This is a genomic window from Bacillus sp. NMCC4, assembly GCF_002998555.1.
In the GTDB taxonomy this organism is placed as follows: Bacteria; Bacillota; Bacilli; order Bacillales; family Bacillaceae; genus Bacillus.
The window spans coordinates 174,797-187,889 of sequence record NZ_PVRA01000002.1; the positions used below are offsets into that span (position 1 = coordinate 174,797).

A 13,093-nucleotide genomic window follows, 5' to 3' on the forward strand; every position below is an offset into this window, starting at 1 on the left:
AGGGATATGGAGGAGTGAGAAATGTCACAGAGAACAATTCAAAAGGTTCTAGTTGCAAACAGAGGGGAAATTGCTATCAGAGTCTTCAGGGCCTGTACGGAGCTCAATTTACGTACAGTGGCCATTTATTCCAAAGAAGACTCGGGCTCTTATCATCGCTATAAAGCAGATGAAGCATATCTAGTTGGAGAAGGGAAAAAACCGATTGATGCCTACCTTGATATCGAGGGGATCATCGAAATTGCAAAACGAAATGACGTGGATGCGATCCATCCAGGTTACGGATTTTTATCTGAAAATATTCATTTTGCAAGACGATGCGAAGAGGAAGGCATTCAATTTATCGGTCCAACTTCTCAGCATTTAGATATGTTTGGAGATAAAGTAAAGGCAAGAGATGAAGCGAAAAAAGCTGGAATTCCAGTCATTCCAGGAAGTGACGGACCAGTTGATTCGGTCAAAGAAGTCGAAAAATTCGGTGAAGAATACGGTTACCCGTTTATTATTAAAGCTTCACTAGGCGGCGGCGGCCGAGGTATGCGGATTGTCAGAACGAAAGAGGAGCTGAAGGAAGCCTATGACCGTGCGAAGTCAGAGGCAAAAGCTGCTTTTGGAAATGACGAAGTATACGTTGAAAAACTGATTGAAAATCCGAAACATATTGAGGTGCAGGTGATTGGTGACAATCACGGCAATATCATTCATTTATATGAGCGTGACTGCTCTGTTCAAAGGCGGCATCAAAAGGTCATTGAAGTGGCGCCAAGTGTGTCTCTTACAGATCAACTGCGTGAAGATATTTGTGAAGCGGCTGTTCAGTTGGCCCAGAATGTATCGTATATTAATGCAGGGACTGTAGAATTCCTTGTCGCAAATGGAGAGTTTTACTTTATTGAAGTCAATCCAAGGGTACAGGTAGAACACACGATCACTGAAATGATCACAGGTGTCGATATCGTCCAAACCCAAATTCTTGTCGCAAAGGGTCATGACCTTCACAGCAAGGAAGTCGGTATACCAAAGCAAGAAGATATTTTTACACATGGCTTTGCCATTCAATCAAGGGTCACAACAGAAGATCCTTTAAATGATTTTATGCCAGACACAGGAAAAATTATGGCCTACCGTTCAGGTGGGGGATTTGGTGTACGACTTGATACAGGGAACAGCTTTCAAGGTGCAGTCATTACACCTTATTACGATTCACTATTGGTCAAGCTGTCCACATGGGCGCTCACATTTGACCAAGCGGCTGCTAAAATGGTCCGAAATTTACAGGAATTCAGGATTCGCGGGATTAAAACAAACATTCCGTTTCTTGAAAACGTGGCAAAGCATGAGAAGTTTCTAAAAGGGGAATACGATACGTCGTTTATCGATTCAACGCCAGAGCTATTTAATTTCCCTAAGCAAAAAGACCGTGGAACGAAGATGCTGACTTATATTGGTAACGTGACCATTAATGGATTCCCTGGTATAGCGGAGAAAAAGAAGCCTCATTTTGACAAGCCAATTGTACCGAAGCTTCCTCTTCATCAAGAGATTCCGTCTGGGACAAAACAATTGTTAGACACACATGGACCTGAGGGCCTTGCCAATTGGGTGAAAGAACAAAATAGCGTCCTTTTAACAGATACAACCTTTAGGGATGCGCATCAGTCTCTGCTTGCGACACGCTTCAGAACACATGATTTAAAGAAAGTTGCCCAGCCAACAGCAGGTTTATGGCCAGAGCTGTTTAGTATGGAAATGTGGGGCGGTGCTACATTTGATGTTGCGTACCGTTTCTTAAAAGAAGATCCTTGGGAACGATTAAAAGAGCTTCGCCAAGAAGTGCCAAACACGTTGTTCCAAATGCTTTTAAGATCATCAAACGCTGTCGGATATACAAACTATGCGGATAATGTGATTAAAGCATTTGTAAAGGAGTCGGCCGAAGCAGGCATTGACGTCTTCCGTATTTTCGATAGCTTAAACTGGGTCAAAGGCATGACGCTTGCCATTGATTCTGTTCGTGAATCAGGCAAAGTGGCAGAGGCAGCCATTTGTTATACGGGGGACATTCTTGATCCATCTCGTCCGAAATATGATCTTGAGTATTATGTATCTCTTGCGAAAGAGCTTGAATCTGCCGGTGCACATATTTTAGGTATTAAAGATATGGCGGGATTATTAAAGCCGCAGGCAGCTTATGAGTTAGTCTCTGCTTTAAAAGATGAGCTCACGATCCCTATCCATCTTCATACGCATGATACGAGTGGAAATGGACTGTTCACCTATGCAAGAGCGATTGATGCAGGCGTTGATATTGTGGATGTGGCCGTCAGCTCTATGGCCGGACTCACATCGCAGCCAAGTGCAAGCTCACTGTACTATGCTTTAGATGGGCATGAAAGAAAGCCAGACATGAACGTCCAATCTGTCGAACACCTTTCTCAATACTGGGATTCTGTCAGAAAATACTATCGTGAATTCGAAAGCGGCATGAACTCACCTCATACAGAAATTTATGAGCATGAAATGCCTGGCGGTCAGTATAGTAACTTGCAGCAGCAGGCGAAAGGTGTTGGCCTTGGCGACCGCTGGAACGAAGTAAAAGAAATGTACAGACGTGTGAATGACATGTTTGGTGATATTGTGAAGGTCACACCTTCCTCTAAAGTAGTTGGAGACATGGCACTTTATATGGTGCAAAATGATTTAACAGAGGAAGATGTCTATGAAAAAGGAGCAACATTAGACTTCCCGGATTCTGTTGTGGAATTATTTAAAGGCTATTTAGGCCAGCCGCATGGCGGATTCCCTGAAAAATTACAAAAGCTGATTTTAAAAGGAGAAGAACCGCTCACTGTCAGACCTGGTGAGAAGCTGAAGCCAGTGGACTTTGAAGACATTAAGCAGCAGTTCAAAGAATCTCATGACCTGACGCTGACAGAGCAAGACGCGATTGCGTATGCCTTATATCCAAAAGTCTTTTCTGAATTTGTCCAAACAGCAGAAAGCTATGGGGACATCTCTGTTCTTGACACTCCAACGTTCTTCTATGGGATGAGGCTTGGTGAAGAGATTGAGGTAGAAATCGAAAAAGGAAAAACCCTGATTGTCAAACTCGTGTCGATTGGAGAACCGAATCCAGATGCCACAAGAGTTCTTTACTTTGAGCTAAATGGACAGCCGCGTGAAGTGGTGATTAAGGATGAAAGCATCAAATCCTCCGTTCAAGAAAAAATGAAGGCGGACCGTTCAAATCCAAATCACATTGCCGCATCAATGCCAGGCACTGTCATCAAAGTGCTCGTGGAAAAAGGACAGAAAATCTCGCAAGGTGAGCATTTGATGATCAATGAAGCCATGAAAATGGAAACGACTGTACAAGCGCCATTCACTGCGGTCGTAGATGAAATACATGTGACAAATGGAGAACCGATTCAAACCGGTGATCTGCTGATTGTGTTAAAGCCTGAATAATAAGTGAGACACATCCGTCGTGATGTGTCTTTTTTTGAGCGCATTAAAATGTGCAGCAGCCTGCGAGAGTAATTACACTATAGAGTGAGGTGAAGAAAGTTGGAAATTGTTGTGATTTGGTTTCGCCGAGATATGCGATTGGATGATCATATCGCCTTATCAAAAGCGATCACATATGCAAAAAAACACGAGTACAAATTATTGGCTCTTTATCATCTAGATCCATTTTTTACTGAAATGGAACTGGATATAAACAACGAACATTTCTTTCAAAACTTGGCGCATTTCGTCAAGGAAGCAAGAGAATCTCAAGTGTATGTTCACCTTCTCCATGATGATGTCCTGCGCGTCTTTCAACAGGTCATGGATGTGTATGACATCAAAGCCGTCTTTTTTAATGAAGATGAAGTGGGTATCGGCCAAAGGCGTGACCAGCAAGTAACCGATTTTTTAGAAAAGAAGGGCATTCATGTGTCAACGTGGCAAGATACACACCTTCACGGGGCGCGAGATATTTTAAAAGCAGATGGGTCACATTATCAAGTGTTTACCCCATACTATCAATCATGGCGTAAGCAAGAAAAGCAGCCTGTGATAAAAGTTGACAAATCATTTTTCAGCAGTGAGCATACGATTTGTGATGAGTCGCTTTCGCAAAAAGGAAATGACAAACTGCGAGACTTGTTAAAGGGCTGCTCAAGGAAGTTTGATCAAATCGGCTCAGACAAAGCGATGAACACGCTGCATCACTTTATCCAAAAAAGATTAACGCGTTATCATGAGAAACGAGATATTCCGTCTCTTTTTGGAACGAGCAAGCTGTCGCGTTTCTTAAAAACAGGCACTATTTCGATCCGAACGATTTTTCATGCGATGTATGAAGAAGCACTATTTGAAGACGAGGGCAGAGAGACCTTTATCAAAGAGCTGGCATGGCGTGATTTTTATCATATGATTTATGCGCATTATCCTGAGATGAAAGAAAAAGAAATCAATTCGGCGTTTCAAGGGATGAAATGGAATGAAGATGAGACGCTGTTTGAAGCTTGGTGTAAAGGGGAAACAGGCTTTCCGCTCGTTGATGCAGGGATGAGACAGTTAAATGAGGAGGGCTGGATGCATAACCGCTTGCGAATGGTCACAGCCTCATTTTTAACAAAGGATTATTTGATTGATTGGAGAAAGGGCGAAGCGTATTTTGCAAAAAAACTTGTGGATTATGATGAGGCGTCAAATATCGGAGGATTTCAGTGGGCTGCATCTGTCGGGACAGATGCCGTGCCGTACTTCCGTATTTTTAACCCAACGACCCAGTCGAAGCGATTTGATCCGAGCGGGGAATATATTAGAAGATATGTACCAGAGCTAGAGCATGTCGATGAAAAATGGATTCATGAACCAAGTAAAATGCCGATTGATGAGCAATTGAAATCGGGATGTGTGCTAGGTGATACATATCCGCTGCCGACAGTTGATCATCAGGAAAGACGCAAAAAAGCCATTTCGCTATTTGAAGAAGCAAAACAACAATAAAACAAATCCCCCATTCCGCATGAAAGGGGGATACAAATTCTTATTTGAATGGTTCTTTGCTTTCATATTTAAACCGGGCAATGAGTAAGCAGAAGTAACAAAGTATCCCAAACAAACCGGAAATAAAGAATGAATGAGCCAGCGCGTAACCAAGTGCAAGCTGAGAATAAACAGACATCACACCTGAAATGGCTTGAAGTGTAATCAGAATGGCTGAAATAATCCATCCATAATACAGCTGCTTCTGTTCTTTATAATGTTTCATGGCATGGAACATCGCAACAAATATCCAGACGAATAAAAGAAGTGCTGCTGCTCGGTGAGACATTTGTACCCACTGATTAAAGTACGCTGGAAGTGCACCGTCTTTTGAACAAAACGGGAAGACAGAACAAGCAAGGCTTGACTTTGTATGCCTCACATAAGCACCCGTATACACCACGATATACGTATAGGTGATCAAACCATAAATATGGAACTGCATTTTTTTGCCGATATGAAGCGGCTTCACAAGCTTTGTTTCAGATCTGGTTGCTTCAAATACAAGAAGCGCAAGCAGTAACACTGAAGCAAAAGAAATGAGTGAAATACCGAAGTGCAGTGCCATCACAAGGGCGTTAGAACCAAACACGACGGCTAGAGCTCCTAAAAGCGCTTGAAGCAGTAAGAATATAATCGACATGATGACCAAAAATTTGGTTTCACGGAATACTGGACTAATCTTTTTCCAGCATAAGACCGCCAGTGCCAGAACAAGAATGGTGGAAACCCCTGTTGACATGCGGTGACTCCATTCGATGATGGAAGCAGGGTTCATTTCAGGGAAGAAACGTCCGTGGCAAAGGGGCCACTGCCGGCCGCAGCCAAGACCCGAGCCGGTTTTCGTCACAAGCGCACCGCCAATCAAAACGATCAGCATCACAAACGTTGTGATCACGCTCAATAACCTTAAAGCAAATTTCATCAAATTATTTCACCTTCTCTAAAAAACTTCTGATCTAAATGAAAAACCTCATATGCTCTCAAGTTTAAGCCAAATGCGTGTTCTGTTGCAATTCATAATGACCAAAGTTCACAAAAAAATGATATGTTAGTTCACAAAGTTTACAGATTTAGAGTGCTTGATCTTTCTTTGACAGTCTGATAGAAATAGAGGAGAGAATATTTCATTTTGCACCGCCTTCTGAAACACACATAAATCCTTATAAATTCACGAAAAGTTCACAAATAACTTCAAGATTGTCGTTTATTATTTAATAGGATGTTTTTTTACAGCTGTTTATCTTGTATGATAGAGTTGTAACGAATTTACGTTTCATTTGTTCGTTTGAAGGTTTGGGCAAGGGAGGTTATACACATTGGCAAATTCCAAAACAGCCGCGGAAGCAGCTATTCATGGACAAATAGAAGAAACAACAGCTTGGAAAGATTTTCTTGCTCTGATTAAAATGGGCATCGTCAATTCCAACTTCATTACAACATTTACTGGAATGTGGCTTGCTTTTTATTTTACAGGTATGAGTTTCCTTGGGAATCTTGATATTGTGCTGTTAACAATGATTGGTTCTTCTCTTATTATTGCCGGTTCATGCGCCATTAATAATGCGTTTGACCGTGATATTGATATATTAATGGAAAGAACAAAAACAAGACCGACGGTTACAGGTAAGATTCAGCCGGGGCAAGCGTATGCATTTGGTATTTTGCTTGTTGTACTTGGACTCATCATGCTTCTGATGACAACCATAACATCAGCAGTGATTGGTTTTATCGGAGTCTTTACTTATGCAGTTCTGTACACCATGTGGTCTAAACGTCATTACACCATCAATACCGTTATTGGAAGTGTATCTGGTGCGGTGCCGCCATTAATCGGCTGGACAGCTGTCACAGGTACAATTGACACAACGGCTTGGGTTTTGTTTATGATTATGTTCATTTGGCAAATCCCTCACTTCCTGTCACTTGCGATTAAGAAAACGGAAGATTACCGTAAGGCAGGTATTCCAATGCTGCCAGTCGTTTATGGCTTTGAAGTCACGAAACGCCAAATTATCATTTGGACAGCATGTCTTCTTCCACTTCCATTTTTCTTAGGTGGATTAGGATGGCCGATTGTCGCACTTGGCACATTGCTGAATATTGGATGGCTCGTCATTGGCCTTATGGGCTTTAAAATGAAAGACGTCATGAAGTGGTCAACGCTCATGTTCGTTTATTCATTAAACTACTTAACCATCTTTTTCGTCGCGATGATTATCATTACACTATTCTAGAGTAAAATACACTTTGATCACATCAAAACAATGGCTATATCTTATAACACAACATTTTCTAACAACTATGAAAGCCGCCTGATATTCAGTTCTATTTAGGCGGCTTTCTGTTTATACATAGATGGTATTTTGAGTAAAAACATCATTTTTTTATGAAAAGAGGAAATGTAAGTGCTTTTATAAGAGGCGGGGGTTATGAATGGGTGAAAAGTGATTTTATAAATAAGAGGTAAAAAGCGAAAGGCAAAGGAGATCAAGCAAAAGGGGTTGGGACAAATTATGATAAGAAAATGGCGTGTTTATTCACTGTTTCTCTTACTGACGCTCGTTTTGGCGGGCTGTGGTGAACCATACTTATCAACACTCAAACCAGTTGGGGAAGTAGCAGATAAACAGTTTTTCCTAACGGTACTGAGTACACTCATTATGGTTCTTGTCGTCATTGTTGTATCGATCATTTTCTTTTACGTCATCATTAAATTCAAACGTTCTAAAGTGGGAGAAGATACGATTCCAAAGCAGGTGGAAGGGAACCGTAACCTAGAAATTACGTGGACAGCGATTCCGATTCTTCTCCTCATTATTCTCGTTGTGCCTGTTGTGGCATACACGCTTGAGCTTGGGGATACAAGCGCTATGGATAAGAAAAAACGAGATCCTGAAAAGACACTTGTTGTCAATGTAAGAGCCAGTTTATATTGGTGGGAATTCGAATACCCTGATTATGGGATTGTCACAAGTCAGGAATTGATTGTACCGACAGATCAAAAGGTGTACTTTAAGCTGAAAGCATCCGATGTGAAACACTCTTTCTGGGTTCCATCGGCTGGCGGTAAAATTGATACAAACACAGAAAATGAAAACAAGTTTTATTTAACCTTTGATTCAAAACGAACGAAAGATGCAGGAGAATATTTCTACGGGAAATGTGCAGAGCTTTGCGGTCCCTCGCATGCTTTAATGGACTTTAAAGTTAAAACGCTTTCTCAAGATGAGTTTTTGGGATGGACGAAAAAAATGGCTGATTACAAGAAGCCTACATCCACAAAAGATCTCGCACTTGAAGGTGAAAAATTATTTAAAGAGAAAAACTGCTTGAGCTGTCATGCAGTAGAGCCTGGTGACGAACGGCCGGAAGCGGCAAGGACGGCACCAAACCTTGCGACCTTCGGAGACCGAACGAAAGTAGCAGGAATCAAAGATATGAACAAAGAAAATGTGAAAGCATGGCTGAAAGATCCAGAGAGCTTTAAACCAGGGAATAAAATGACAGGGACGTACCCTAAATTAAATGACTCAGAAGCAGATGCACTTTATGAGTATTTAAAAGGACTTAAAATCGAGTAATTTCTAATGCGAATGTGCAAGAGGGTATGTGATCGATGTGAAGTTTTTGTTAAGAGCTCCCGAATATGTCTCTACAACCGAGAAGTAGCCATCTGTCAGACACAGTCTGTGTAAAGTTAAGATAGACATCTATATGAAAAGGGGCAAATGGGAGATAAGAGGGGGATTTCATGGTGAGTACAATAGCTAAAAAGCGGGGGTTTGGCGCTGTCTTATGGGATTACTTGACGACGGTTGACCACAAAAAAATTGCCGTACTATATTTAGTGGCAGGGGGATTTTTCTTTTTAATTGGCGGCCTGGAAGCGATGATTATCCGTATTCAGCTAGCCATCCCTGAAAATGATTTTGTAAGTGCAGGGTTTTACAATGAAGTCATGACGATGCATGGAACAACGATGATTTTCCTTGCAGCAATGCCGCTTTTATTTGCATTAATGAATGCGGTTGTACCCATTCAAATTGGTGCACGTGACGTAGCGTTTCCGTTTGTGAATTCACTTGGTTTTTGGCTGTTCTTTTTCGGAGGAATTTTCTTAAACCTTGGATGGTTTATGGGTGGATCACCTGATGCAGGCTGGACTGCATACGCCTCGCTCACGCTGAATTCAGAAGGGCACGGCATGGATTTCTATATTTTAGGTTTGCAGATAGCGGGTATTGGTACGCTGATTGCCGGGATCAACTTTCTTGCAACGATTATTAATATGAGAACGCCTGGTATGACGTATATGAGAATGCCGCTCTTTACATGGACGACATTTGTCGCCTCAGCACTGATTTTATTCGCATTCCCGCCACTTACAGCAGGGCTTGCGATGCTGATGCTTGATAGAATGTTTGATACGAGCTTTTTCAATCCAGAGCTCGGCGGAAATACAATCATCTGGGAGCATTTGTTCTGGATTTTCGGACACCCAGAAGTATATATCTTAATCCTGCCAGCATTCGGAATATTCTCTGAAATCATTCCAGTGTTTGCAAGAAAAAGGTTGTTTGGCTATTCGTCCATGGTGTTCGCTACTGTATTGATTGGTTTCCTTGGATTCATGGTATGGGCGCATCACATGTTCACAACAGGACTTGGTCCGATTGCCAATGCGATCTTTGCTGTAGCCACAATGGCGATTGCGGTGCCTACAGGAATTAAAGTATTCAACTGGCTGCTCACCATATGGGGCGGTAATGTGAAGTTTACAACGCCGATGCTGTATTCCGTTGCCTTTATACCGTCGTTTTTGCTTGGCGGGGTAACGGGAGTCATGCTTGCAGCAGCTGCAGCAGATTATCAGTTCCATGATACGTACTTTGTCGTGGCGCATTTCCACTACGTCATTATTGGCGGGGTCGTATTCGGTATTTTAGCTGGTGTGCATTACTGGTGGCCGAAGATGTTTGGAAAAATACTGAATGAGAAGCTTGGGAAAATTGGCTTTGTGCTGTTTTTCATCGGTTTCCATTTAACCTTCTTTATCCAGCATTTTCTCGGGCTTTGGGGCATGCCGCGCCGAGTCTTTACATTCCTGCCAGGTCAGGGGCTAGACCTTGGGAACTTGATCAGTACGATTGGGGCACTGTTTATGTTTGTAGCTGTTGTCATCATGCTGATTAACATCATCTGGACTACAGCAAAAGGAGAGCGTGTATCAAGCGATCCTTGGGGAGACGGAAGAACGCTTGAATGGGCAGTGTCTTCACCTCCGCCAGAATACAACTTTAAACAGCTTCCGCTTGTCAGAGGACTAGATCCATTATGGATTGAAAAAATGGATGGTAAAACAGGAATGACAGCATCTGAACCGCTCGATGATATTCACATGCCGAATAATTCCATCTTACCTGTCATTATCTCATTCGGTCTATTTGTTTCAGCGTTTGGCTTCATGTATCGTCAAGAGCACAGCTGGGGACTTCCAGTGATTTTCATTGGTCTTGGCATTACATTTGCGACCATGCTGGTTCGCTCTCTTAAAGATGATCATGGGTACCATATTCACAAAGAAGATTTGACCGATGACGATGATAAAGGGGTGAAAGCATAATGGAACCACAAAAAATGACAGCAGAAACCTTTCCGGCTTCTCCTGAGAAAGCCACGTTAGAAGGAAAGAATAAGTTCGTCGGGTTCTGGTTGTTTCTTGGGGGAGAAACCGTTCTGTTTGCATCGCTCTTTGCCACGTATTTGGCGCTGAAAAACTCTAATGCAGGCGGAGCAAAAACAACTGATATGTTTGATCTCACACTTGTCTTTATTGCCACGATGCTTCTGCTGACGAGCAGTTTAACGAGTGTGTATGCAATGTATCATATGAAAAACTTTGCCTTTAAAAAGATGCAGCTTTGGCTTGGCGTGACTGTGCTATTAGGTGCTTCATTTCTAGGGGTTGAGATTTATGAGTTCTATCATTATGTGCATGCGTATGAATTTACAATTACCAGCTCAGCTCTTGGTTCTTCCTTCTATACACTTGTCGGAACTCACGGGGCTCACGTCGCCTTCGGACTTTGCTGGATTACCGCTCTTATGATTCGAAATATGAGACGCGGACTCGATTTATACAATGCGCCGAAATATTATGTGGCAAGTCTGTATTGGCACTTCATTGATGTTGTGTGGGTCTTCATCTTTACCGTTGTATATTTAATGGGAATGGTGGGATAAGAATGGGAAATAAAAACACAAATCAGTCTAAAGTCGATCTTGTATACCGTAAAAAGAAAAATGCCGAAGAAATGAAGCATCAGCTCATTTCTTTCGGCTTGATGATTGGATTAACCTTTGTTGCCTTTTTAACAATCGCTTCTGAAGACGTTGGGAACTGGTTCGCAGTACCATTTATTTTATTGCTTGCAGTTATTCAGGTGGCTTTTCAGCTTTATTATTTTATGCACATGAACCAAAAAGGGCATGAAACACCCGCATTGTTTCTTTACTCAGGTGTGTTTGTCGCGTTTATTACCGTATTAGCCTTTTTGACCATTATTTGGTGGTAAGCCCGCTTTGCCCTTGAAGGAGGCGCAGCAATGGAGAACTTAGAAATATTCGGATTTCGGGCATTATGGAGCCCTTACTATTTGACTAGTATTGTCATAGCAGCTGCTCTTTATTTGCTTCTTGTGACAAAGGGAAAGCACCGTGCGACGGTGAAAGAGAAAACGTTGTTTCTGACGGGGCTTGTCCTGTTATACGCCGTGAAAGGAAGCCCAATTGATTTAATGGGGCATATTATGTTTAGTGCACATATGGCGCAAATGGCGGTGCTCTATTTAGTCATTCCGCCTCTCCTTATTACAGGATTACCTGCGGCCATTTGGGAGCGGATCATACAAACACCAGGCATTCAGCAAATTTTTCGTTTGTTTTCCAAGCCTTTAATTGCATTGCTTGGATTTAACGGATTGTTTTCGATGTATCACATTCCGCTTGTGTTTGATTTTGTGAAAACAGATCCGTTTTATCATGCGTTGATGACGGTGGTCATTTTTATCGCTGCCTTTTTCATGTGGTGGCCGCTCGTTCATAAAGTCCAAAGTCAGCCGCAGATTACAGGCATTTTAAAGCTTGGTTATATCATGGCAGACGGAATATTGATGACTCCTGCGTGTGCTCTCATCATGTTTAGTGAGGCACCGATCTATGCAACCTATTCTGATGCTGGCGCTTGGATACAGGCACTGCACTTATGCGTGCCAAGTGATATGCTGGCAGGCCTTGCGCTCACAGGTCCTGAAATGTTCCATACCTTGCCTCTGCTAGAGGACCAGCAGCTAGGCGCGATTTTGATGAAAATTATTCAGGAGATTGTGTACGGCTCGATCCTTGCTGTTGTGTTCTTTGACTGGGCAAGAAAAGAAAGAGCGAAAGATGCCGTACCAGATGCGCTGATTCCGAAATATGAATGAAAAAAGCACAGCCGTATGGCTGTGCTCAGATTGTTGACAAAGGGCTAAAATGATCTTGATTTTAGCCCTTTGTCTTCTTTTATGCTTCAGCAGTCATTGCTTCTAGTTTATCTTTCAGCTGTTCAAGCGTTTTCTTGCTTGATTGGATGAGAGATTTAGGGAAATCTTCGCCTTCGCCGTATTCAACACCGTGCGGATAATAATGTTTTCCAAGTAAAGGTGTTAGAAGCTGTATGTGTGCTCTTTTGGAACCAACATCTCCTTCGGTGGCGTAGCCGGAAATCCGTAAATAAAAGGTTCCCTCTACCATGTTATACTTTCTGTCGTACGTCACACGCTCATAATCCCATTGATCGGCTCGTACAAATCCTTCACTTTCCATGATGAAATCTAATTTATTTAAGTCAGCTGCTACCTTTTCAATCCCCGTACCTTCAAACTTCACCCAAAACCCCTCCTTATAAAAATTCCCTTTACTGACAATCATAGTATGAAAGCGTTAAACTTTCAACTGTGAAAGGTATGTTCTTTTATAACCTGGTTACAGTAATAAAGAAAATAATAGA

Annotated in this window: 10 protein-coding genes; 8 read left to right on the forward strand and 2 right to left on the reverse strand. The window is 42.1% G+C overall.

What is annotated here, in order from left to right; genetic code table 11:
• Positions 1-21 precede the first annotated feature (21 nt).
• Positions 22-3,468: a pyruvate carboxylase gene (pyc, locus tag C6Y02_RS05170; protein WP_095285105.1), complete on the forward strand. Its 3,447-nt coding sequence runs from the start codon at positions 22-24 to the stop codon at positions 3,466-3,468.
• A gap of 99 nt (positions 3,469-3,567) precedes the next feature.
• Positions 3,568-5,001, forward strand: a complete 1,434-nt coding sequence (locus C6Y02_RS05175; RefSeq protein WP_106030796.1) for a cryptochrome/photolyase family protein — start codon at positions 3,568-3,570, stop codon at positions 4,999-5,001.
• Positions 5,002-5,041: 40 nt separating this feature from the next.
• Here the strand turns inward: C6Y02_RS05175 and C6Y02_RS05180 are convergent, their stop codons facing one another.
• On the reverse strand, positions 5,042-5,965 hold the full coding sequence (locus C6Y02_RS05180; RefSeq protein ID WP_060596176.1) for a COX15/CtaA family protein: 924 nt from the start codon (positions 5,963-5,965) through the stop codon (positions 5,042-5,044).
• Positions 5,966-6,359: 394 nt separating this feature from the next.
• Here C6Y02_RS05180 and cyoE point away from each other — a divergent pair, with 394 nt between their 5' ends.
• From cyoE to ctaG, 6 genes are all read left to right on the forward strand, one after another.
• Positions 6,360-7,277 (forward strand): heme o synthase, encoded by a 918-nt coding sequence (gene cyoE, locus C6Y02_RS05185; protein ID WP_003211774.1) that lies wholly within the window; start codon positions 6,360-6,362, stop codon positions 7,275-7,277.
• A gap of 279 nt (positions 7,278-7,556) precedes the next feature.
• Complete coding sequence (coxB, locus tag C6Y02_RS05190; RefSeq protein WP_034662616.1) at positions 7,557-8,624, forward strand: cytochrome c oxidase subunit II; 1,068 nt, start codon at positions 7,557-7,559, stop codon at positions 8,622-8,624.
• A gap of 170 nt (positions 8,625-8,794) precedes the next feature.
• Positions 8,795-10,666 (forward strand): cytochrome c oxidase subunit I, encoded by a 1,872-nt coding sequence (gene ctaD / locus C6Y02_RS05195; RefSeq protein ID WP_034662613.1) that lies wholly within the window; start codon positions 8,795-8,797, stop codon positions 10,664-10,666.
• Positions 10,666-11,286 carry a cytochrome c oxidase subunit III gene (gene ctaE / locus C6Y02_RS05200; protein WP_034662610.1) on the forward strand — a complete coding sequence of 207 codons (621 nt, stop codon included), beginning with the start codon at positions 10,666-10,668 and terminating at the stop codon, positions 11,284-11,286. The genes ctaD and ctaE overlap by 1 nt, the downstream gene beginning before the upstream one ends.
• A 2-nt stretch (positions 11,287-11,288) precedes the next feature.
• Positions 11,289-11,618 carry a cytochrome c oxidase subunit IVB gene (ctaF, locus tag C6Y02_RS05205; protein WP_003211520.1) on the forward strand — a complete coding sequence of 110 codons (330 nt, stop codon included), beginning with the start codon at positions 11,289-11,291 and terminating at the stop codon, positions 11,616-11,618.
• A gap of 30 nt (positions 11,619-11,648) precedes the next feature.
• Positions 11,649-12,527, forward strand: coding sequence for a cytochrome c oxidase assembly factor CtaG (gene ctaG, locus C6Y02_RS05210; RefSeq protein ID WP_060596178.1), 879 nt, complete (start codon positions 11,649-11,651; stop codon positions 12,525-12,527).
• A gap of 79 nt (positions 12,528-12,606) precedes the next feature.
• Here the strand turns inward: ctaG and C6Y02_RS05215 are convergent, their stop codons facing one another.
• Positions 12,607-12,972, reverse strand: coding sequence for a YugN family protein (locus C6Y02_RS05215; RefSeq protein WP_060596179.1), 366 nt, complete (start codon positions 12,970-12,972; stop codon positions 12,607-12,609).
• Between the last annotated feature and the right edge of the window lie 121 nt (positions 12,973-13,093).